This is a genomic window from Spiribacter onubensis (assembly GCF_040838425.1).
Taxonomy (GTDB): Bacteria; Pseudomonadota; Gammaproteobacteria; order Nitrococcales; family Nitrococcaceae; genus Spiribacter; species Spiribacter onubensis.
Map to the genome: position 1 here is coordinate 374,612 of NZ_JBAKFI010000002.1, position 23,549 is coordinate 398,160.

Here is a 23,549-nt window from a genome sequence, read left to right on the forward strand (position 1 = left end):
GTCGTGCGTGGCCGCCCCGGTCAGACCGAACCCGTCTTGAGCGTCTGCTCGGCGCGCTGGCGCGCCGCTTTCTCGTAGCGCCGCCGGAGTCGTTTGCGCTTGAGCTCGGAGAGATAGTCGATGAACAGTCGGCCGTCGAGATGGTCGAGCTCATGCTGCATGCAGCGTGCCATCAGTCCCTCGGCCTCGACCTCGAAGGGCTCGCCATCGAGGTCGAGGGCGCGAAGCCTCACGGCATCGACACGCTCCACATTGTCGGCATAGCCGGGGATCGACAGGCAGCCTTCCTCGGCGATCTCCCGGGAGTCGGCGCGATGGACGATCTCCGGGTTGATCAGCGCCATCGGCTCGCTGCCGTCTTCACTGACATCCATCACGACGATGCGCTCATGGACATCGATCTGGGTCGCGGCAAGACCAATGCCGGGCGCATCGTACATGGTCTCGAACATGTCGCTGACCAGCTCACGGACCCGGTCGTCGATGGTTTCCACCGGACGGGCCCGGGTTCGAAGCCGTTCGTCGGGATACTGGAGAATTTCGCGTTTGGCCATGGGAATGTCCATTGAGGGCCGCAGTCCGTGACCGCCAGCCTCGGTTTGCCGGTTTGTGTGCAGTATACCGAACCGCCGCGGCCCGGGACCAGCAAATGCCTGAAAGAACAAGGATGTGTCATGCCTTATCTGAAGCCTGCGCTGCGACTCGGTGGCGTACTTGCTCTTCTCAACTGCCTGCCGCTGGCAGCGGAACCGCCAGTGATCTTCCCGTCCGGCGCCGATCTGCCGCGGGTGATCCTCGGCGAGGACGGCCGACGCCTGAGCGCCGCCGGAGACGCGATCTATGTCGCCGGACTCGGCGGTCGCAGCGCCAGTCGTTATCATCTGATCCGCCCTGGGCCGGCACTGGCGGACGACAGTGACCCGCGCAGGGCGCGCAGTAGCATCTATCTGGGGCAGGCGCGGGTGGCGAGTGGCGGCGAACCCGCCATGCTGACCATCGAAGAGTCGCGACGGGAAATCCGGCCCGGGGACTATCTGCTCGCCATCGAGGAGCACGCACACGAATCCCATGAATGAAGACACGCTCGAAGCCTGGCTGACATTGCTCCACCTGGAAGGCATCGGTCCACGGATAATCGCCGAGATCGTCCACACCTACGGCGGGCCGACCACCTATCTGGCGGCCAGCGAGGCCGACCGGGCATCGCACGGACTACCGGCAAAGGCGGTCACGGCCCCTCGCATGCTGGCATCGGCACGCGAAGGTGTCGCAGCGGACCGCCGCTGGGCCGAGCAGAAGGATTGTCACATCATCACTCGGGACGATGCCCGTTATCCGGCGCGGCTCGCGGAGATCCCCGACCCGCCGCCCGTGCTGTTCGTCCGCGGTGAACCCGCGGTTCTCGATACCCCTCAGATCGCTGTCGTGGGGACGCGGAACCCCACCCCGGGAGGCATTGAGACCGCCGAGGATTTCTCAGGCCGGCTGGCGGCCAGCGGGTTGACCGTAACCAGCGGACTGGCGCTGGGCATCGACACCGCCGCCCACGAAGGTGCCCTGGTTGCCGAGGACGGTATTTCCATCGCCGTCATGGCCACGGGCCCCGACCGCCTCTACCCGCGGGAAAACCAGGTCCTGGCCAGCTCACTGATCGAACGCGGGGCGATCGTGACGGAAATGCCGGTAGGCACATCGCTCAACCGGGGGCTCTTCCCCCGCCGCAACCGCCTGATCAGCGGCCTCTCGCTGGGCGTGCTCGTGGTGGAGGCCGGCCGTCGGAGCGGTGCGCTCGGCACCGCCCACCAGGCAGTGGAGCAGGGACGTGAGGTCATAGCCATCCCGGGATCGATTCACAACCCCGTGGCCAAGGGCTGCCATCAGCTGATCCGCGAGGGCGCACGCCTGGTGGAAAAAGCCGATGACGTCATCGACGAAATACGCAAGCTGCCGGACGGATGGATGATGACGACCCCGGACGGACCAGCGGCCGGGACGGGCGAAGAAAACACGGCAGACACCCCCGCAGACAGCGCGCTCGATGCCGACTACAGGGCCCTGCTTGATGCCATGGGACACGACCCGATCGGCTTCGAAACGCTTGCTGAGCGCACTTCATTGACGCCCGATATCCTTTCCTCCATGCTCCTGAGCCTGGAACTTATGGGCCATGTTGCGCCCTGCAACGGTGGTCATTACATGCGGATCAGCAATCGGGCAGGCGGATGAAAGAGAACGTCTTCGATATCCTGATGTACCTGTTCGAGCACTATTTCCACGATGCCGTCGATGTCGATCCGAACCGCGTAGAAATCGAGTCGGAACTGCGCGGCGCCGGATTTGCGGAACCCCAGATCCACAAGGCACTCAACTGGATCGATGCCCTGGCCGACAGCCGGGACCTGCCGGTCGCCACCGACAGTCATGGCGCGCTGCGCGTCTACACCGAAGCGGAGATGGCGAGGCTCGATGTGGAATGCCGTGGTTTCCTGATGTTCCTTGAACAGACCGGGATTCTCACGGCCAGTAACCGCGAACTCGTCATCGAGCAGCTCATGGCATTGGACGACGGAGCGATCGAACTCGATCAGCTCAAGTGGATCGTGCTCATGGTGCTCTTCAGCCGGCCGGGTCAGGAAGAAGCCTGCGCCTGGATGGAAAACCTTCTCTTTGAACATCCGAATCCCACTGCACACTAACCCTACATGGCCCATCACCTCGTTATCGTCGAATCGCCCGCGAAGGCGCGCACAATCAACAAATACCTCGGCAATGACTTCGAGGTCATGGCCTCCTATGGCCATGTGCGCGACCTGATCGCGAAGGAAGGGGCGGTCGATCCGTCTCACGACTTCGCAATGCACTACAGCTTGGTGGAGCGCAACGCCAAACAGGTGGACGCCATCGCCAAGGCCACCCGCAAAGCGGACTCGGTCTACCTCGCCACTGACCCGGATCGGGAGGGCGAGGCCATCTCCTGGCATCTGCTGGAGCTGCTGCGTGAGCGCGGCGTACTCAGTGACAAGCCAGTGCACCGGGTGGTCTTCTACGAGATCACCCGCGATGCCATCCGTGATGCCATCGAGCACCCGCGCGGCCTGTCGGGCGACCTGGTCGATGCCCAACAGGCGCGGCGGGCGCTGGATTACCTGGTGGGCTTCAACCTCTCGCCCTTGCTCTGGCGCAAGATCACCAGCGGGCTTTCCGCAGGGCGCGTCCAGTCGCCGGCGCTGCGCATGATCGTCGAGCGCGAGAAAGAGATCGAGGCCTTCGTTCCGCGGGAGTACTGGAGCATTGAGGCCGATCTGAATCGGGCCGGCACGGATTTCACCGGACGGCTCCATCAGCTGGACGGCGATAAAGTCGAGCAGTTCACGATCAACAACAGCGAAACGGCCGAGTCTGCCTCACGGCGGATTCTCGAGGCCGCGGGCGCCGACGCCTCGGCAGCACCGGGCGAGGCTCTGGGCGAGGGCGCCCGGGGCGAACTGCGCGTCACCCGGGTCGAGAAAAAGCAGCGGCGGCGCAACCCGGCGGCGCCCTTCATCACCTCGACACTGCAGCAGGAAGCCTCCCGAAAGCTGCGCTTCTCCGCCCAGCAGACCATGCGGATTGCCCAGCAGCTCTATGAAGGGGTGGACACCGGCAATGGCACGGTCGGCCTGATCACCTACATGCGAACCGACTCGGTGAATCTCTCCCAGGAGGCCATCCAGGGCCTGCGCAGCCTGATCGAGGCCCGCTTCGGCAAGGACAAGCTACCAGCCACACCCAATCAGTACCGGACCCGCGCGAAGAACGCCCAGGAGGCGCATGAGGGCATCCGGCCTACCGATCCCGAGCGCCAGCCGGAGGCACTCAAGGGCCACCTGAGCGATGATCAGTACCGCCTCTATGACCTGATCTGGAAGCGCACCGTGGCGTGCCAGATGATTCATGCCACCATCGACACCGTCTCGGTGGACCTGGCGGCCGGCAGCACGGCGAACTTCCGGGCGACCGGCTCGACCATCCGGGATCCGGGCTTCATGGCCGTTTACAAGGAAGACGGTGATGACCGGGCGGCCGACGCCAGCGAGCGCATCCTCCCGCCACTCGAGGAGGGGGACCAGATCCCTCTCCTGGCATTGCGCCCTGAGCAGCACTTCACCGAGCCGCCGCCCCGGTACTCGGAAGCCAGCCTCGTGCGCACACTGGAGGAGTACGGCATTGGCCGGCCGTCGACCTACGCTTCGATCATCTCCACTCTGCAGGCACGCAATTACGTCACGCTGGAGAATCGGCGATTCAAGCCGACGGACACCGGCCGGGTGGTCACCAAGTTCCTGACCGAGCATTTCGACCGTTACGTCGACTACGAATTCACGGCCCGCCTGGAAGACCGCCTCGACGCGATCTCCCGCGGCGAGAGCGAGTGGGTCCCGGTGCTGCGGGAATTCTGGGACCCCTTCCATGAGCGGGTCGAAGAAAAGCAGCAGGTGTCGCGTGGCGAGGTCATGAAAGCCCGTGAACTCGGCACCGACCCCGAAAGTGGCCGGCCGGTGACAGCAAGACTGGGCCGCTACGGGCCTTTCGTGCAGATCGGCACGCGCGAGGATGAGGAAAAACCCCGATTCGCCAGTCTGCGGCCCGGACAGAGCATCGATACCATTGGCCTTGATGAGGCGCTGGCGCTGTTCACCCTGCCCCGCGACCTGGGGACCACGCCGGAGGGTCTGCCGCTGAGCGTGAACATCGGCCGCTTCGGGCCTTACGTCCGCTTCGGTGATCAGTTCGCTTCGCTGAAGAAAGACGACGATCCCTACACGATCGAGCGCGATCGGGCCCTCGAGCTGGTCGAGGAGAAAAAGGAGAACATTGCCAGGCGCACCATCCAGAGTTTTGATGACGGTGCGCTGACGGTAATGAAAGGCCGTTTCGGCCCCTACGTGACCGACGGTCGCAAGCGGGCGAAGGTGCCGAAGGATCGCGAGGCCGAGAGCCTGACCCGCGACGAGTGCCAGGCACTGGTCGACGAAGCCCCGGAGCCGAAGGGCCGTGGCGGCAAGCGCAAGACGACAACCAAGCGCAGGGGCGGCTCCAGTAGCCGGCGCCAGTCCGCGGGCAGCTGACATGGCCCTTCACGCGCCTCGTCTGCGCCGGATCCGTGATGTCGTGCTGGCCGGCGGTGTCGGGGCATATCCCACTGAAGGCGTCTGGGGCCTGGGTTGCGACCCGCTCAATGCGCAGGCCCTCGCCCGCCTGATCCGGCTCAAGGGCCGGGGCAGCGAAAAGGGCTTGATCGTTATCGCGGCGGGTCTGGACCAGCTGGAAGGCCTCGTGCAATGGCCCAGGCGGGAAGCGGTGGTCGAATCCATGCTGACGTCCTGGCCCGGACCGGTCACATGGGTGATGACAGCGGCCCCCGGACTGCCGGCGCTGCTCACCGGCGGACGTTCCACTATTGCCGTACGCGTAACAGCGCACCGCCCGGTCATTGAGCTGTGCCGGGCCACGGGCATGGCACTTGTCTCCACCAGCGCCAACCGCAGTGGCCATCCCGCCTGTCGGCGCGGCTGGCGCGTTCGCCGCGTTTTCGCTAACCAGCTGGACTGGTTCCTGCCCGGACCACTGGGCGGACAGCGCGGCCCCTCAGAGATCCGCGAGGCCGATACCGGTCGGATACTGCGAGCGGCGGCCGGCCAGCCAGGGAAGTAATGGCCGGCTCACTGATTGACGCGCTCGACGCCCGCCGCGGCATCGTCTGCGCCGTCGGGGCAGGAGGCAAGAAAACCACCCTGCATCGCATCCTCGCCGAGCATCCCGGCCGCGTTGGACTCACCGCGACGGTGATGTCGACACTTCCCGACCATGGCATTGTCGACACACGACTGATTGCAGCGGCACCCGAGCTCCGGGAAAGCGTGCCATCCGCCGCCATTCACCATCGCCGGGTGGCCTTTGCCGCACCCGGGCACAAACCGGGTCGGTTTGCCGGCCTCAGCCCCGACGAGGTGGCCGAACTGCATCGCCTCGGCAACTTCGATGTCACGCTGATCAAGGCCGATGGCGCCAGGATGCGCGGAATCAAGGCGCCACGCCCCGATGAGCCGGTGGTCGTTCCGGGATGCACCACGCTGATCAGCGTGGTTTCAGCAGCGGTCATCGGCCAGGCGCTTGGTGAGCGCATCGCCCATCGGGCCGAACGTCTCGCCGGGCTGCTCGATATATCGATCGGCACCCCCATCACCGCCGCTCATATTGGATGCCTGCTCAGTAACGGACACGGGCACCGACAGCACGTCGGCACGGCGCGCCATATCGCTGTCATCAATCAGGTGGACGATGCCGGGCGGCTGCTGCACGCACGCGACGCCGCCCGGACCGCACTCTCATCGGCGACGCCGCCGGATCGCGTCGTGCTGGCATCAATGACCGCGGCCGAGCCGGTTGTCGAGATTGTCCAGCCATCAGGCGGCGGGGAGGCCGGCATCTGATGATCTACCCATCGGTCAGTGCGATCATCCTCGCCGGCGGCCGGGGGGCTCGCATGGGCTGCCGCGATAAGGGTCTGGTGGAATTCGACGGCCGCCCCCTGGTGGCGCATGTGCTGGCCGCCATCGCGCCCCGGGTGGGTCGTATCGCGATCAACGCCAATCGGAACACGGATGCCTACGCGCGGCTGGGCTACCCGGTGGTCGAGGACCGGATCGCAGGCTATCCCGGCCCGCTCGCCGGAATTGCCGCGGGACTGGACTGGTGTCCGACGACAGAGCTGCTGGTCATTCCCTGCGATACGCCTGGCATCGGGGGATACTGTGTCGAGCGCCTCTGGGGCGTACTGGGAGAGGCGGATGCCGCGGTGGCACACGACGGCCGACGGCTTCAGCCACTTCACGCCCTCGTCCGAGAGCGCTGCCGTGAGAACCTCGACCACTTTCTCGAGACGGGCGGGCGGCGCGTCGACCAATGGATCCAGACTCTGGACTGGCGACAGGCGGATTGCTCCGACCACCCGGGAATGTTCATCAACATCAACTCGCCGGACATGCTTCATGACTGATCCCTGTGAAACCACCTCGCTCACCGTCGCTGACGCGCTGGACCACTTACGCAGGACACTGACGCCCGTCGTCGGCCACCGCCGTGTCGCCATCCGGGAGGCGCTGGGTCACGTGCTGGCCAGGGACATCGTGGCCGATCAGCCGGTTCCGGCGCATGACAACTCGGCCATGGACGGCTACGCGGTCCGCGGTGACGACGCCGGCGCGGACAGCCTGCGCTGCGTCGGGAAAGCCTTTGCCGGCCAGCCTTTCACCGGTGAGGTCGCTGCCGGCGAATGCGTCCGCATCATGACCGGCGGCGTCATACCCGCCGGTGCGACGGCGGTGGTCATGCAGGAGCAGACTGACGCCGATGGCGATACTGTCATGCTGCGGCGATGGCCCGGCGAGGGCGAGAATATCCGACGCGCCGGGGACGACCTCCAGGCCGGCGACACCATCCTGCCCGCCGGCCGTCGGATCACGCCGGCGGACCTCGGCGTGATGGCCTCCCTGGGTCGGGCGGAAGTCGACGTCTTCCGACCGCTGCGTGTGGCCTTTTTCTCCACCGGAGATGAACTTCGCGGGGTCGGCGAGGCGCTCGGCGCAGGCGATATCTACGACAGCAACCGCTATAGTCTCTACGGCATGCTCACGCGGCTGCAGGTCGAGCGACTGGACCTGGGCGTGGTCCCCGACAACCGGGCCGCCGTGCGCGAGGCACTGGCAAGCGCTGCCGCAGAGGCCGATGTCGTGGTCACATCCGGCGGTGTTTCCGTGGGAGAAGCGGATTATGTGGGCCAGGTCCTGCAGGAACGGGGCGAGGCACATTTCTGGAGTCTCGCCATGAAGCCCGGGCGCCCACTGACCTTCGGCCGTTATGCCGATGCCTGGTTCTTCGGTCTGCCCGGCAACCCGGTCTCGGTGATGGCGACGTTCACGCAGGTCGTCACGCCGGCCCTGCGTCAGCTCGCCGGCGAGACATCCCGCCCACGGGCGCGTTTCCGACTGCCCTGCCGCAGCGACCTGGGCAAGAAGCCGGGACGGCAGGACTTCCAGCGGGGCCGGATCGTGGTTGGGGAAGACGGTGTGCTGGCGGTGGAGAGCGTTGGTCGGCAGGGATCCGGGATGCTCCGATCAATGAGCGCGGCAGACTGCTTCATCGTTTTACCGGCGGATAGCGGAGACGTCACCGCGGGTGAATGGGTCACCGTCGAGCCATTCGCCGGCCCACTGATCTGAGGCGGCGCGACTGCCTCAGCCTCCGATGTAGGACATCTCGATCCGGCGCGTGTCCACGGGCCGGGTCTCATGGGTCCGCCGTTCGGAATAGCGATCGCTGCGGCGTGACCAGATCTCGATCAGTGCCTCGCGGATGGCCTCGTCGCTCTCACCGGTGCGCAGGCGGTCACGCAGGTCGTGACCCGCAGCCGCAAACAGACAGGTAAAGAGTTTACCCTCGGCGGACAGTCTGACCCGGGTGCAGGTGCCACAGAATGGCTGACTCACGGAACTGATCAGGCCCACTTCCCCGGCGCCATCCCGATAGCGGTAGCGGGTCGCGACCTCGCCCCGGTAATTCGGTGATACCGGCTCGAGTGGCCAGTGGGCATCGATGCGCGCCAGCACCTCCCGCGAGGGCAGCACCTGATCCAGTCGCCAGCCGTTGCTGTTGCCGACATCCATGAATTCGATGAACCGCACGATATGCGGCGTGCCGCGAAAGTGCCCGGCCATGGGGACGATGTCATGATCATTGACCCCGCGCTGCACCACCATGTTGATCTTGATCGGTGACAGCCCGGCCCGCTCGGCATTCTCGATGCCCTCAAGGACCCGGGCCACCGGGAAACCGACATCGTTCATGGCGCGGAAGGTGGCGTCATCTATGCCGTCCAGACTGATCGTGACCCGGTTCAGCCCCGCCGCCTTCAGTGCCCGTGCCTTGTCAGCGGTCAGCAGCGAGGCATTGGTGGTGAGGCTGATATCCTCGACCCCCTCCATATCACCCAGCATGCCGACCAGCCTGTCCAGATCGCGACGGATGAGCGGTTCGCCCCCGGTCAGCCGGAGTTTGCGAACACCCAGGGTGGTGAAGATACGGGCGAGGCGCAGGATTTCCTCGAATGTCAGCAGGTCGCGACGCGGCATGAACGCATGATCCGCGCCGAACAGCGCTCTGGGCATGCAATAGCCGCAACGGAAATTACAGCGATCGGTCAGGGAAATGCGCAGATCGCGCAGCGGCCGCTGTAGCTGATCCGATACCTTAGCGGTCATATCCGTCATTCACCTGCGCCGGGCAGCGTCTCACCCTGCAGGTACACCTCCGTTCCATCGGCGTAGGCCTCGCGCTTCCATACCGGCGCGGTTTTCTTGAGGGTGTCGATGGCGAAGCGACCGGCCTCGAAGGCCTCGGCACGATGGGCCGCGCGGACAACGACCACCACGCTCAGATCACCCACCTCGAGCTTGCCGGTACGATGCCGGATCGCGCAGGAGAGGATATCGAACCGGGCCATGGCCTCCGCCTCCACATCGGCCAGCGAGCGCTCGGCGAGTGGTTCATAGGCCGAATAATCAATCGCCGTGACCGCCTTGCCATCGTGGTGACGCCGAACCGTACCGCCGAAAACCACCAGCGCGCCGGCGTCCGGCGAGTCGGTCCGGGCAAGCAGCTCAGCCAGATCGATAACGGCACTGTCCACACGTTCGGTCATTGCGATCCGTCTCCGCGGTCGGCTTGGCCATCCGGGGCAACAGGCTCCAGACTATCGGCAGGATCAAGCGATTCAACCCACAACATGCCGGGGCGCTCCCTGCCTGTCCAGACACCGGTCGGGGTAGCATTGATCTACCCCTGAAGAGAGATGAAACGACCCATGCCGGATATCGACCCGACTGCCGTGAGAGGCTATCTGCTGGATCTTCAGGACCGCATCTGTGATGCCCTGGCCGGACTGGACGGCGCGAACTTCTCCGAAGACGCGTGGGATCGTGCCGCGGGCGGCGGCGGCCGGAGCCGGGTACTGACAGGTGGCAACATCTTCGAGCAGGCCGGCGTGAACTTCTCTCATGTCTTCGGCGACGGCCTCCCGGCCACCGCCAGCGAGCGTCGTCCCGAGCTGGCCGGACGCGGATTCCAGGCCATGGGCGTGTCGCTGGTCGTGCATCCGCACAATCCGTACGTACCGACCTCTCACGCCAACGTGCGCTTCTTCCTCGCCGAGGCGGAGGGCAAGCCGCCGGTATGGTGGTTCGGTGGCGGCTTCGATCTCACGCCTTTTTATCCGTTCGACGAAGACTGCCGACACTGGCATGAAGTCGCCCGGGATGCGGTCTCACCCTGGGGCGAGGATCTCTATCCCCGCTTCAAGCGCTGGTGTGACGAGTACTTCCACCTGCCCCACCGCAACGAGGCCCGCGGCATTGGCGGTCTGTTCTTCGATGACTACGACCGGGGCGGGTTCGAATCGGCCTTCGGCCTGATGCGATCAGTGGGGGACGGGTATCTCGATGCCTATCTGCCCATCGTCGAGCGACGCAGGGATACCCCCTACACCGATCGTGAACGTCAATTCCAGCTCTACCGGCGTGGTCGCTACGTGGAGTTCAACCTGCTCTACGACCGCGGTACGAAATTCGGTATCCAGTCCGGTGGCCGGACGGAATCCATCCTCATGTCCATGCCGCCCCTGGCGCGATGGGAGCACGACTACCAGCCCGCCGAGGGCACGCCCGAGGCCGCTCTGACGCGGGATTACCTCCGACCCCGGGAGTGGGCCTGATCCGTCACCCGATTCGGCGTTCCGCCGCCGCCGAGCCGGAAATAGTCATATCGATGTGACTGAGATTCTCAAATCATGGGGCGACATGACCGTCAGGGTCGGGTAGCGTAGCTGACCCCGGTGGAAAGGATTTTCCGCAGCGCAACAATAACCTACGCTGCACGAGGGTCTGGTCAGGGAAGAATGCCCCCGCTAGGCTGACGGACAGCGACGACTGGAGAGGTGAGCGATGGCAGCACGAATGAAGCCCATGCCGAGCCCCGGCGACCCGGATCCACAGGAAACCCAGGAATGGCTCGAAGCCATCGAGTCGGTCCTTGAATACGAGGGTCCGGAGCGCGCACAGTTCCTGCTCGAACGTCTGGTGGACGCAACCCGCCGTAGCGGCGGGCAGCTCCCCTTCAAAGCCACCACGGCTTACCAGAACACGATCCCGGCGCACCACGAACAGCCCTTCCCCGGCGACCGCGCACTGGAGTCGCGGATCCGCTCGATCATCCGATGGAATGCCATGGCCATGGTGGTCCAGGCCAACCGGGACCGGGACGGGATCGGTGGCCACATTGCCTCCTTCGCCTCATCCGCGACCCTCTACGAAGTCGGCTTCAACCACTTCTGGCGGGCGCCGAGCGAAGATCACGGCGGCGACCTGGTCTTCATGCAGGGGCATTCAGCACCCGGCATCTACGCGCGCGCCTTCCTTGAGGGCCGTCTGAGCGAGCAGGACCTGAACAACTTCCGCGCCGACCTCGCCACGGAAGGCAAACCGCTCTCATCCTATCCGCACCCCTGGCTGATGCCGGATTTCTGGCAGCTGCCGACGGTTTCCATGGGGCTCGGCCCGATCATGGGCGTCTACCAGGCGCGATTCCTCAAGTACCTGCACAACCGCGGCATTGCCGATACTTCCAATCGCAAGGTCTGGGTGTTCTGCGGCGACGGCGAAATGGACGAGCCCGAGAGCCTCGGCGCCATCGGTGTGGCGGCCCGGGAAGGCCTCGACAACCTCATCTTCGTCGTCAACTGCAACCTCCAGCGCCTTGACGGGCCGGTGCGCGGCAACGGCAAGATCATCCAGGAACTCGAGGGCGAGTTCCGTGGCGCCGGCTGGAACGTCCTCAAGGTGATCTGGGGCGCCGCCTGGGACAATCTGCTCGCCAGGGACCATCAGGGCCTGCTCCGGCAGCGCATGGAAGAGGCCGTCGACGGCGAGTACCAGAATTTCAAGGCCAAGGGCGGTGCTTATACCCGGGAGCACTTCTTCGGCAAATACCCGGAACTCAGGGCCATGGTCGCCAACATGTCCGACGAGGACATCTGGGGCCTCAAGCGTGGCGGGCATGACGCCGCCAAGGTGTTCAACGCCTACCGGGTCGCCACCGAGCATGAAGGCCAGCCCACGGTGATCCTCGCCAAGACGGTCAAGGGCTATGGCATGGGCGAGGCCGGCGAAGGCCAGAACATCACCCACCAGCAGAAAAAGATGGCGGAGAACGCCCTCAAGGACTTCCGCGACCGCTTTCATATTCCGGTGCCGGACGAGCAGGTGGCCGACGCGCCGTTCTACAAGCCGGCGGATGACTCGCCGGAGATCAAGTACCTGCGCGAGCGCCGCGAAGCGCTGGGTGGCTATCTGCCGGAGCGCAGGATCACGGCCGAACCGCTGAAGGTTCCCGAACTCTCGGCGTTCGATGTCCTGCTCAAGGACAGCGGCGATCGGGAGATGTCCACCACCATGGCCTTCGTCCGGGCGCTGTCAATCATTGCCCGCGACAAGGGCCTGGCCTCGCGGCTTGTGCCCATCGTTCCCGACGAGGCCCGGACCTTCGGCATGGAAGGGCTGTTCCGTCAGGTGGGGATCTACTCGCCCAAGGGCCAGCTCTACGAGCCACAGGATGCCGACCAGCTGATGTACTACCGGGAGGACAAGAAAGGCCAGATCCTCCAGGAGGGCATCAACGAAGCCGGCGCCATGTCGAGCTGGATCGCCGCGGCCACGGCTTATGCCAACCATGGCGTCGAGATGATCCCCTTCTATGCCTACTACTCGATGTTCGGCTACCAGCGCGTGGGCGATCTGTGGTGGGCCGCCGGCGACATGCAGGCCAAGGGCTTCCTGATGGGCGGCACCGCCGGAAGGACCACGCTGAACGGCGAGGGCCTCCAGCACGAGGATGGCCACAGTCACCTGATGACCGCCGCCGTCCCCAACTGCCGCTCCTACGATCCGACCTTCGCCTACGAAATGGCGGTCATCATTCAGGACGGCATGAAACGGATGTACGAAGATCAGGAGTCGGTCTTCTACTACATCACCATGATGAACGAGAACTACCATCAGCCGGCCATGCCGGAAGGCGCCGAGGAAGGCATCCGTCGCGGCATGTACCTGCTCCGCAAGGGCGGACGCGGCAAGAAACGCGTACAGCTCCTGGGCTCGGGCACCATCCTCATGGAGGTCATTGCCGCCGCCGATCTGCTCAAGGAAGACTGGGGGATCGACAGCGACATCTGGAGCTGTCCGTCGTTCACCGAGCTGCGCCGCGACGGTATCGACTGCGAACGCTGGAACCTGCTGCACCCCGAGGAAGAGCCGCGGACGCCCTACGTCCAGCAGTGTCTTGCCGACTACCAGGGACCGGCGGTTGCCTCGACGGACTACATGCGCTCCTATGCCGATCAGATCCGTCCTTACCTCGACCGGCACTATGTGGTGCTCGGCACCGATGGCTATGGGCGCTCCGACACCCGCGAGAACCTGCGTCGCTTCTTCGAGGTGGATCGCTATTACGTCACCGTCGCCGCACTGAAGGCGCTGGCCGACGAAGGCACGATCAAACCCGAGCAGGTGAGCAAGGCGATCGCCAGGTACAACATCGACACCGAAGCGCCTAACCCGACCACGGTTTAGGGACCGCTCAGGGCGCAGGAGGAAATTGCGTGGCAGAGGTCAAGGAAATCACGGTTCCGGACATCGGCGATTTCGATGCCGTGGACGTCATCGAAGTGCTGGTCGGACCGGGCGACAGCGTGTCGGCCGAAGACTCGCTCATTACGCTGGAAAGCGACAAGGCCACCATGGAGGTTCCATCACCCGTCGACGGCACGGTGAAGGAAATGCTCATTGGGGTGGGAGACAAGGTCGCTGAAGGGACGCCCGTGGCACGGGTCGAGGTGACGGACGGCGCCGGTGACGAAGCCCCCGGGCGCGCCGGCGACAGCGGATCGGCAGTGGACACCGGGACTGAATCAGCCGTCGAGGCCCCGGAGGAAAAGGCGGCACCGGCGGCCGCCGCACCAGAGGCGCCGACAGCGGCGACAGGCCCGGCACAGCCAGCGGCCACCGCGGCTGACAGGCCCCTGAACGCGGAAACGCAGCGACTGGCCCACGCCGGGCCGTCGGTACGGCGCTTGGCCCGCGAGCTGGGCGTCCCGCTGGACCAGGTATCGGGGAGCGGTGCCAAGGGGCGCATCACCCGCGAGGATGTCCAGGCATTCGTCAAATCCGTCATGGAGGGTGGCGCGGCCACCGCCCCGGCGGGAGCGCCTGCTGCAGGTGGCGGAACGGGCATCCCGCCGATCCCGGAGGTCGACTTCAGCAAGTTCGGCGAGGTCGAGGAAGTCGACCTGCCCCGTATCAAGAAGCTCTCGGGCCCGCATCTGCACCGCAGCTGGCTGAACGTGCCCCACGTCACCCAGTTCGACGAGGCGGACATCACCGAGCTCGAGGCCTTCCGCAAGGCCGAGAAGGCGGCGGCGGAGAAAGCCGGCGTCAAACTCACGCCGCTGGCGTTCCTGGTCAAGGCATCGGCACGGGCACTGGCGGAGTTCCCGGACTTCAACAGCTCACTGCGCAGTGATGGGGCGGCCCTGATCCGCAAGCACTACATCAACATCGGGGTCGCCGTGGACACCCCCCAGGGGCTGGTGGTCCCGGTCATCCGCGATGCGGATCGCAAGGGGATTTACAACATTGCCGGCGACCTGGCCGAGCTCTCCGGCAAGGCCCGCGACGGGAAGCTGGGGCCGGCGGACATGCAGGGTGGCACATTCAGCATCTCGAGCCTGGGTGGCATCGGCGGGACGGCCTTCACGCCCATCGTCAACGCCCCGGAGGTAGCCATTCTCGGCGTTTCCAGGTCGGACATGAAACCGGTCTGGAATGGCAGTGAATTCACGCCGCGACTGATGCTGCCCCTGAGTCTTTCCTACGATCATCGGGTGATCGACGGCGCGGCTGCAGCCCGGTTCACCAGCTACCTCGCCGGCGTACTCGGCGACCTGCGCCGGCTCATCCTCTAACGCTCAAAGGACCGCGATTCATGTCACAAGCCAAGGAAATCCGGGTCCCGGATATCGGCGATTTCGATGCCGTCGAGATCATTGAGGTGCTGGTGTCTCCGGGGGATACGGTCGAGGCCGAAAGCTCGCTCATCACCCTGGAGAGCGACAAGGCCACCATGGAGGTCCCCGCCCCCTTCGACGGTCAGATCGAATCTCTGTCGGTGAGCGTCGGAGACAAGGTGGCCGAGGGCGATCTCATCGCCACGGCGATCCCCGCCGGGGATGAACAGGCGGACGCCGGCGAAGCCGGCGACCGGGATACCGCGGAGGATGACCGGCGCGCCGACGCCCCAGCATCCGCGCCAGAGCCCGCGCCCGCTGCCGCCGGTCAGGAACCGCCGGCGGACGCCGACTGCGATGTACTGGTGATTGGCGCGGGCCCCGGTGGCTACAGCGCTGCCTTCCGGGCCGCCGACCTGGGTCTGAAGACCATCATGGTGGAGCGCTATCCCAGCCTTGGGGGCGTCTGCCTCAACGTCGGCTGCATCCCGTCCAAGGCCCTTCTGCATGCGGCCAAGGTCATCGATGACGCCGAGTTCTTCGCCGATCACGGTATCGAGTTCGGCCAGCCTAAGATCGACCTGCAAAAGCTCGAGGCCTGGAAATCCAGCGTGGTCGGCAAGCTCACCGGCGGCCTGGAGGGACTGGCCAAGCAGCGCAAGGTCGAGGTGGTCACGGGGCCGGCGCAGTTCGTCGACGATCATCATGTCACGGTGGACACCGCTGACGGCGAACGCGCGATCAGCTTCCGTAACGTCATCATTGCCGCCGGGTCCCGACCGATTGCACCGCCGGGATTCGACCTCGACCACCCGCGGGTGATGGACTCCACCGACGCCCTCAAGCTCGAGGAGGTGCCGAAGCGCATGCTGGTGGTGGGTGGCGGCATCATCGGGCTGGAGATGGCCTCGGTCTACCACGCGCTGGGCAGCGAGATTACCGTCGTCGAACTGGCTGACCGTCTCATGGCCGGCGCGGATCCGGACATCGTCAAACCGTTCCGGAAAATCATCGACAAGCGCTATGCCAATATCTTCCTGAAAACCCGCGTGAGCGCTCTCGAGCCTGATGATTCGGGAGTCACCGTCCACTTCGAGGGCGACAAGGCGCCGGCGGAAGACCGCTTCGACCGGGTACTCGTGTCAGTCGGCCGGCGACCCAATACCGATCTGTTCAACATTGCGTCCACCGGTGTCCGGCTACTTGACAACGGCTGCATCGCAGCGGACGAGCAGATGCGCACCAGCGTGCCGCACATCTTCGCGATCGGCGACCTGATCGGTCAGCCCATGCTCGCGCACAAGGCCGTGCACGAGGGCAAGATCGCCGCTGAAGTGGCTGCCGGCGAGAAAAGCGCCTTTGATGCCCGAGTCATTCCGTCGGTGGCCTACACCGACCCGGAGGTGGCCTGGGTGGGCGTTACCCAGGAGCAGGCGAAGGCCGAGGGCCTGGATGTGGAGGTCGGCAGCTTCCCCTGGGCCGCCAATGGCCGATCGCTATCTCTGGGCCGGGACGAGGGCATTACCAAACTCATTTTCGAGAAGGGCACCGAGCGCATTGTCGGGGCCGGCATCGTCGGACCCAACGCCGGTGATCTGATCGCCGAGGCGGGTCTGGCCATCGAAATGGGCGCGGACATGCATGACATCGGCCTGACGATTCATCCGCATCCAACGCTCTCGGAGACGGTCGGCATGGCTGCCGAGGCCGCCGCCGGGACACTCACGGATCTCTACATACCCAAGAAGAAACGCTGACCGCTCATGAATCGGACCGCCACCGTCGTTGCCACGGGGCGCTACCTGCCGGAGCGCCTGGTGACCAACGACGAGCTGCGGTCGAAGTTCGCCCCCTCCGGCCGTGCAGAGATCATCGATGGCTTTGAGGCGCGCTCGGGCATCCGCCAGCGTTACCACGCCGACGCCGGCCAGGCGACTTCCGATCTGGCGGCGGAGGCTGCCCGCCAGGCCATGGCGCGCGCAGCATGCCAGCCCGCCGACCTTGACCTGATCATCCTCGGTACCGACACACCCGATCAGCTCACCCCGGCCACCAGCGTCATCGTCCAGGCCAAGCTCGGTGCGTCCAATGCCGGGACTTTCGATATCGGCTGCGCCTGTGCCTCCTTCCCCACGGCACTCGCCACAGCGGTCGGACTGGTGACCGTCAATCCGGATATCCGGCGGGTGCTGGTGATCGGCGCCTACCTGATGCACCGGCTCGCCGACCCGGATGACCCGATGAGCTTCTTCTACGGGGACGGCGCGGGGGCCGCGATTGTCGAGCCTACCCAGGGGCCTGGACTGCTGGCCAGCGCCTTTCTGGCCGACGGCCGCTACGCCCGCCACTGGAGCATCGCTGCCGGCGGGACGGCGGAACCGGCCAGTCATGCGGCGGTGGAGGCCGGCCGCACCCGGGTTCGGCTCAACGAGCGCTACCCGCCGGAGATCAACGAGGAGGGATGGCCCCGGCTCATGGGCCGACTGGCCGCGCAGGGCGGGTTTACCATGGACGCGGTGGACCTGGCGGTCTTTACCCAGGTCAATGCGGCGAGTATCGACAAGGTATGCGATCGGGTGAACCTGGCCCGCGATCGAGCGCCCAAACTGATGGATCGGTACGGGTATACAGGCTCCGCCTGTGTTCCAATTGCACTGGACCATGCGATCGAGCATGGGCTGGTTGGCTCAGGCGATCTGGTCACCCTGCTTGGCTCGGGCGTGGGCTACAACATGGCAGGCGTGGCCCTGAGACTGGAGGAGAATCTGCCCGCATGACGGATGATACCGCGACCATTCGCCGACAGCAGCTGGACGGGCTTGTCGCCCATGCCGCCCGCCGCTGGGATGACACTGACCGCGCCCTGATCGAGGACTTCCTGCATCACTACCACGGCGGCATGGCCACGGAGGATCTGACCCATCGCGGCATCCCAATGCTTTATGGGGCGGCCATGTCACACTGGCGTCTCGGTGCCGATCGGCAGCCTGGCCATACCGCGCTTGCCATCTACAACCCCGATCCCGAACAGAACGGCTGGGAATCCACCCATACGGTGATCCAGATCGTCACCGACGATCGACCGTTCCTGGTGGACTCGCTGTCCATGGCCATCAACGAACAGGGCCTCATGATCCACCTGATCGTGCATCCCGTACTGGAAGTTGCCCGCGATGCCGAGGGATGGGTGACCTCGGTGGGTGAGAGTCCGGTGAGCGACGGCGAACCGGAGGCGTGGATCCACATCGAGGTCGACCGCCAGGCGGAGCGTCAGCAGCTGCAGGCACTGGAGGAGGCGATCCGCTCCGCCCTCGAGGATGTCCAGGTGGCGGTAGGCGACTGGCAGGCCATGCGCCAGCAGGCACAGCGCGCCCGGGCGGCACTCAGGCGCCGCGCCCCGGACAGCGACGATGACTACCTGGAGGAGGTGGACGACTTCCTCGCCTGGATCCTCGACGATCACTTCACGTTTCTTGGCTATCGTCGCTACGACCTGCGCAGAGCGCATGACGCCGTGCAGCTCCGCGCCGTCCGCGGCTCCGGGCTCGGCCTCCTGCGCGATGGCCATGATGCCGGGCGGTTGTCGCAGAGTTTCGAGGCCCTGCCGCAGGCGCTTCGCGAGCAGGCGACGGATCCCGATCCGCTTATCCTCACCAAATCGAGCCATCGCGCCACCGTGCACCGCCATGGCTACATGGACACCATCGGCATCAAGCGTTTCAACGCCCGTGGAGAGGTGATCGGGGAACACCGCTTTCTAGGGCTCTATACCTCTTCGGCCTATAGCCGCAACCCCCGCCATATCCCGCTGCTGCGGCGCAAGCTGGACGCGGTGCTCGACCGCGCGGGCCTGAGGAACAACAGCCATGCCGGCAAGGCGCTGGTGCACATTCTTGAGACCTATCCGAGGGACGAGCTCTTCCAGATCAGCGTCGACAAGCTCTACGAGACGGCCCGCGGCATTCTTCAGCTCCAGGAACGCCAGCGTGTCAGACTCTTCCTGCGTCACGACCGTTTCGGGCGTTTCGTCTCCTGCCTGGTCTACGCGCCGCGCGACCGCTATGACACGGCGGTGCGTCAGCGCATGCAGAAAATCCTCATGGACGCGTTCGATGGCGCGCATTCGGAGTTCACCGTCCAGCTGTCGGAAGCCGTTCTGGCGCGCATCCACTTCATCATCCATTTCGGTAGCGCCACCGCCCGCGATGTCGACGCTGACGCCCTGGAGGCGCAACTGGCGGCTACGACCCGATCATGGTCAGACGATCTGGCGCAGGCCCTGCTGGACCACTGCGGCGAGGCGCGGGGTACCCGGCTGCATCATCGCTACGGCGAGGCGTTCAGCGCCGCCTACCGCGAGGATACCGGCGCGCGAACCGCGGCACAGGATATCGAGCGTCTCGAGACCCTGGGCGACAATGAGGGCCTGGTGATCAGCCTCTATCGCCCCCTCGAGGCCCGCCCCGGCGTCCTGCGCCTCAAGCTCTACCATGCCGGCGAACCCATCAGCCTGTCCGACGTACTGCCGGTCCTTGAGCATATGGGCGTCCGTGTCATCGACGAACGTCCATACGGCATCCGTCCGCTGCAGACGGAGCGATGCTGGATCCATGACTTCGGGCTGAGCCATGATCCCGCCCTTGAACTCGACACGGGGATGCTGCGGGACGCCTTCCAGAACGGATTCGCGGCGATCTGGCGTCATCAGGCCGATGACGACGGCTTCAATCGCCTGATCCTGCTGGCCGGGCTGAGCTGGCGGGATATCGTCATCCTCCGGGCCTACGCGCAGTATCTGCGGCAGGCGGGTACCGCTTACAGCCAGCCCTATGTGGAAGCCACGCTCGCTGCCCACCCGGGGCTGGCCGCTCGGCTTGTCCGGCTCTTCCATGCACGCTTCGCTCCCGATACCGCTGACGCAGATCAGGCGGAACGCCTGGCCGGGGATATCGATGAACGGCTCGAGTCCGTCGCCAGTCTCGACGAGGACCGCATTCTCCGGCGTATGCTCGCGGCGATACTGGCCACCGTCAGAACCAATTTCTTCCGCATGGACGAGCAGGGTCAGTATCGCGACAACCTGGCCTTCAAGCTCCGCCCCGAGACGATTCCGGGCGTCCCGAAGCCGGTCCCCGCCTTCGAGATCTTCATCACTTCCCCCCGCGTCGAAGGCGTCCACCTGCGCGGAGGCAAGGTGGCCCGGGGCGGGCTGCGCTGGTCGGAGCGTCCCGAGGACTATCGCACCGAAATCCTCGGACTGATGAAGGCGCAGATGGTGAAGAACGCCCTGATCGTTCCGGTCGGAGCAAAGGGAGGCTTTGTCTGCAAGCAGCTCCCGCGGGAGCGCAGTGCCCGACAGAGGGAGGTGCTCGCCTGTTACCGGCTGTTCATCCGCGGCCTGCTGGATGTCACCGACAACATCGTCGACGGCCGGGTGGCGCCACCAGCGGCGGTGATCCGGCATGACGACGACGATCCCTATCTGGTGGTGGCGGCGGACAAGGGAACGGCCAGCTTCTCCGATGAAGCCAATGCGATCGCCGAAGAGTACGACTTCTGGCTCCATGATGCCTTTGCCTCCGGCGGCTCTACCGGCTATGACCACAAGAAGATGGGCATCACGGCACGGGGCGCGTGGGTTGCAGTGCAGCGGCATTTCCGGGAACTGGGCCGCAATATCCAGTTCGAGCCGTTCAGTGTCATCGGTATTGGTGACATGTCCGGCGACGTATTCGGCAATGGCATGCTCCAGTCAGAAACCACCCGACTGATCGCGGCCTTCGATCACCGGCACATATTCATCGACCCTGATCCCGATCCGGCAAGCAGCTACGCCGAACGTGAGCGACTGTTCGCCCTGTCGCGTTCGAGCTGGGCCGACTATGACGAATCCCTGCTCTCCGAGGGCGGGGGCATCTGGCCCCGCAGCGCCAAATCCATCCGTCTGTCAGCACCGGCACGGCGGGCACTGGGCATTGACGCCAAGAAACTGACGCCCAACGAACTCATCTCCGCGATCCTGCGGGCCCCGGTGGACCTGCTCTGGAACGGCGGCATCGGGACCTACATCAAGGCCGCCTCGGAGAGCCATGCCGAGGTGGGCGACAAGGGTAACGACGCGTTGCGGGTCGATGCCGAAGACCTGCGCTGCCGGGTCATCGGCGAGGGCGGCAACCTCGGCGTCACGCCGCTGGGGAGAGTCGTTTTCGCTCTGGCGGGCGGACGCATCAACAACGACGCCATCGACAACTCCGGTGGCGTGGACTGCTCAGACCATGAGGTCAACATCAAGGTCCTGATGAACGGCGTGGTCGATGATGGCGATCTCACCATGAAGCAGCGCAACGCCCTGCTCGAGGAAATGACCGATGCCGTCGCCACGCATGTCCTGGCCAACAATTACCGCCAGACTCAGGCATTGAGCCTGATGCATGACCGGGCCCCGGGCAGACTGCCCGAACAGGGCCGCTGCATGCGGCTGCTGGAGCGCGAGGGGCGGCTCGATCGAGCGGTGGAGCAGCTGCCCGACGACGAGATGCTCGCCGAGCGAGAGCAGCAGGGCCGCGGTCTGACACGACCCGAACTGGCCATCCTGCTCGCCTACAGTAAAATCCGCAGCTTCGAACAGCTTCTCGATTCGCCGCTGGTGGAGGGGGAGGAAAACCTCGACGAACTGCTGGATTACTTCCCGAAGCCTCTGCGAGAGCGCTTCTCCGCACGTATCGACCGGCATCCACTGCGTCGCGAGATCATCGCCACCAATCTCGCCAATCACGTCCTGAACCGCATGGGCGCCACGTTCCTCATGCGGGTGACAGAGGCAACCGGGGCCGATCTACCCGAGGCGGTCCGGGCCTACCTTGCCGCCCGCGACATCTACGACCTGCGCAGCCTGTGGCGGGAAATCGACGGCCTCGACAACCAGGTGGCCACGGCCGGGCAACAGCGCCTCCTCCACCGCATCTGTGACCTGCAGGAACGCGCCACCCGGTGGCTGCTGCGCCATCAGCCGGCCATCAGCAGCACCGGTATTGCCATCGACCGCATGCACACCGCGATCCGGAACCTCGACGACGCCCTGCCGGCGCTCCTTCCCGAGCCTGCGCTGGAGCGTCTGGCGCGCGATCGCCAGCGGCACCTGGATGCCGGCATTCCCGCCGGACTGGCCGATCGCATGAGCCGTCTGCCGCGGCTCTACCCGGCGTTGGACATCAGTGCCGCCGCCGGAGTGGCGGGTGCCGATCTGACGGAGACGGCGCGTATCCATTTCCGGGCCGCGGATCAGCTTGGCCTGGGCGACCTGAACGAGGCCATCGCCGGCTTCAGTCCCGACAGCGATTGGGAAGCAAGGTACCGCATCGGCCTGATGGAGTCGCTGCACCGCGAACATCGTCGGCTGACCGAAGCCATCCTCTGCAGCACGGCGCCGACTGACGCCGATAGCCGGGTGGCGGAGTGGCTGACCACCCGGGGCAATCGTATCGACTACCTGCGAGAGACCATCGAACAGGTCACGGGCACCGCACAGGCCGACTCGGCCATGCTCGGTGTCGCGATGCAGGAACTCCGCCATGTCGCCGCCAATCCGCAGGAGCAGCATTCATGAGCGAGACCGTCGAACTCGCCTGCCAGTCTGCGGGGGCCGGGCCGGCGCTGGTCATGCTGCATGGCCTCTACGGCTCGGGAAACAACTGGCGGGGTATCGCCCGTCAGTTCGAGGCAGGCCACCGAACCCTGCTGCCCGACCTGAGAAACCACGGCCGCTCACCGAGCCATCCGGATATGGACTATCGGCGGATGGCGGCCGATGTGCTGGCCCTGCTCGACCGGGAAGGCATTGACCGGGCCAGCCTGGTCGGACACAGCATGGGAGGCAAGGTGGCCATGGCACTGACGCTGACCGCTCCCCAGCGGGTCGAGCGTCTGATGGTGGTGGACATCGCCCCGATGGCATACGACCACTCCGCCGAGCATGGCCGCATCATCCGGGCCATGCGCGAGTTGGACCCGGGCATGCTGCGCCGCCGCGAGGATGTTGATTCAGCTCTGGCCGAATCCATTCCGCATGCGGCCGTACGGCAGTTCCTGCTCACCAACCTCCAGCGTCAGGGCGAACAGTGGCGGTGGCGTATTCCGCTGGACATCCTTGCCGACCAGCTGCCGGTCATCCAGGGATGGCCCACCGGACTCGGCACATTCAGGGATGCACCCGTCGAGTTCATCCACGGCGGGGTCTCGGGCTATGTCGATGACCGCGGCCGTGCCGCCATTGCGAAGCACTTCCCCGACGCCATGATCATGTCCTATGCGGGCGTCGGGCACTGGGTCCATGCCGAGGACCCCAAGCGATTCAGTACCGATCTGCACACCTTCTTGAGCGATAACAACAACCCGTGAG

At 65.4% G+C, this 23,549-nt stretch carries 18 protein-coding genes; 15 read left to right on the forward strand and 3 right to left on the reverse strand.

Translation table 11 applies throughout. The features are described 5' to 3' along the window. Positions 1–20 precede the first annotated feature (20 nt). The gene (gene def, locus V6X63_RS05310; RefSeq protein WP_367978342.1) at positions 21–554 is read right to left on the reverse strand and encodes a peptide deformylase; all 534 of its coding nucleotides are present in this window, start codon (positions 552–554) and stop codon (positions 21–23) included. 120 nt (positions 555–674) lie between these two features. On the opposite strand from def, the gene V6X63_RS05315 reads away from it, so the two are divergent. From V6X63_RS05315 to moeA, 8 genes are read left to right on the forward strand one after another with little or no spacing between them, the layout of a single operon-like run. Next, a complete protein-coding gene (locus V6X63_RS05315) occupies positions 675–1,076 on the forward strand; it encodes a hypothetical protein (RefSeq protein ID WP_367967609.1) in 402 nt (133 codons plus the stop codon). Further along, positions 1,069–2,226, forward strand: a complete 1,158-nt coding sequence (gene dprA / locus V6X63_RS05320; protein WP_367978343.1) for a DNA-processing protein DprA — start codon at positions 1,069–1,071, stop codon at positions 2,224–2,226. Before V6X63_RS05315 ends, dprA begins: the two co-directional genes overlap by 8 nt. Next, the gene (locus V6X63_RS05325) at positions 2,223–2,696 is read left to right on the forward strand and encodes a DUF494 family protein (protein ID WP_367978344.1); all 474 of its coding nucleotides are present in this window, start codon (positions 2,223–2,225) and stop codon (positions 2,694–2,696) included. Before dprA ends, V6X63_RS05325 begins: the two co-directional genes overlap by 4 nt. 6 nt (positions 2,697–2,702) lie before the next feature. Further along, positions 2,703–5,108 (forward strand): DNA topoisomerase I, encoded by a 2,406-nt coding sequence (locus V6X63_RS05330; protein WP_367978345.1) that lies wholly within the window; start codon positions 2,703–2,705, stop codon positions 5,106–5,108. 1 nt (position 5,109) lies between these two features. Continuing rightward, positions 5,110–5,694, forward strand: coding sequence for an L-threonylcarbamoyladenylate synthase (locus tag V6X63_RS05335; RefSeq protein WP_367978346.1), 585 nt, complete (start codon positions 5,110–5,112; stop codon positions 5,692–5,694). Then, a complete protein-coding gene (yqeC, locus tag V6X63_RS05340) occupies positions 5,694–6,473 on the forward strand; it encodes a selenium cofactor biosynthesis protein YqeC (RefSeq protein WP_367967616.1) in 780 nt (259 codons plus the stop codon). Before V6X63_RS05335 ends, yqeC begins: the two co-directional genes overlap by 1 nt. Further along, positions 6,473–7,039 (forward strand): molybdenum cofactor guanylyltransferase MobA, encoded by a 567-nt coding sequence (gene mobA, locus V6X63_RS05345; RefSeq protein WP_367978347.1) that lies wholly within the window; start codon positions 6,473–6,475, stop codon positions 7,037–7,039. The genes yqeC and mobA overlap by 1 nt, the downstream gene beginning before the upstream one ends. After that, a complete protein-coding gene (moeA, locus tag V6X63_RS05350) occupies positions 7,032–8,261 on the forward strand; it encodes a molybdopterin molybdotransferase MoeA (RefSeq protein ID WP_367967620.1) in 1,230 nt (409 codons plus the stop codon). Before mobA ends, moeA begins: the two co-directional genes overlap by 8 nt. A gap of 15 nt (positions 8,262–8,276) precedes the next feature. Here moeA and moaA read toward each other — a convergent pair whose 3' ends face one another. After that, complete coding sequence (gene moaA, locus V6X63_RS05355; protein WP_456242978.1) at positions 8,277–9,308, reverse strand: GTP 3',8-cyclase MoaA; 1,032 nt, start codon at positions 9,306–9,308, stop codon at positions 8,277–8,279. Next, entirely contained in the window at positions 9,305–9,739 is a 435-nt protein-coding gene (locus V6X63_RS05360; protein ID WP_367967621.1) for a molybdenum cofactor biosynthesis protein MoaE, read from the reverse strand. Before V6X63_RS05360 ends, moaA begins: the two co-directional genes overlap by 4 nt. A gap of 162 nt (positions 9,740–9,901) precedes the next feature. Between V6X63_RS05360 and hemF the strand changes: the two genes are divergently transcribed. The 7 genes from hemF to V6X63_RS05395 all read left to right on the forward strand — a co-directional run bounded on the left by hemF (position 9,902) and on the right by V6X63_RS05395 (position 23,548). Next, positions 9,902–10,807, forward strand: coding sequence for an oxygen-dependent coproporphyrinogen oxidase (gene hemF / locus V6X63_RS05365; protein WP_367978416.1), 906 nt, complete (start codon positions 9,902–9,904; stop codon positions 10,805–10,807). Between the two features lie 229 nt (positions 10,808–11,036). Further along, positions 11,037–13,718, forward strand: coding sequence for a pyruvate dehydrogenase (acetyl-transferring), homodimeric type (aceE, locus tag V6X63_RS05370; protein ID WP_408022299.1), 2,682 nt, complete (start codon positions 11,037–11,039; stop codon positions 13,716–13,718). Positions 13,719–13,747: 29 nt separating this feature from the next. Further along, positions 13,748–15,109, forward strand: a complete 1,362-nt coding sequence (locus tag V6X63_RS05375; protein WP_367978348.1) for a dihydrolipoyllysine-residue acetyltransferase — start codon at positions 13,748–13,750, stop codon at positions 15,107–15,109. A 20-nt stretch (positions 15,110–15,129) separates the two neighbouring features. Further along, positions 15,130–16,908, forward strand: coding sequence for a dihydrolipoyl dehydrogenase (gene lpdA, locus V6X63_RS05380; RefSeq protein ID WP_367978349.1), 1,779 nt, complete (start codon positions 15,130–15,132; stop codon positions 16,906–16,908). A 6-nt stretch (positions 16,909–16,914) separates the two neighbouring features. Next, a complete protein-coding gene (locus V6X63_RS05385; RefSeq protein ID WP_367967625.1) occupies positions 16,915–17,928 on the forward strand; it encodes a 3-oxoacyl-ACP synthase III family protein in 1,014 nt (337 codons plus the stop codon). Beyond that, the gene (locus tag V6X63_RS05390; protein WP_367978350.1) at positions 17,925–22,757 is read left to right on the forward strand and encodes an NAD-glutamate dehydrogenase; all 4,833 of its coding nucleotides are present in this window, start codon (positions 17,925–17,927) and stop codon (positions 22,755–22,757) included. The genes V6X63_RS05385 and V6X63_RS05390 overlap by 4 nt, the downstream gene beginning before the upstream one ends. Beyond that, the gene (locus tag V6X63_RS05395) at positions 22,754–23,548 is read left to right on the forward strand and encodes an alpha/beta fold hydrolase (RefSeq protein ID WP_367967627.1); all 795 of its coding nucleotides are present in this window, start codon (positions 22,754–22,756) and stop codon (positions 23,546–23,548) included. Before V6X63_RS05390 ends, V6X63_RS05395 begins: the two co-directional genes overlap by 4 nt. The last annotated feature ends 1 nt before the right edge of the window (position 23,549 follow it).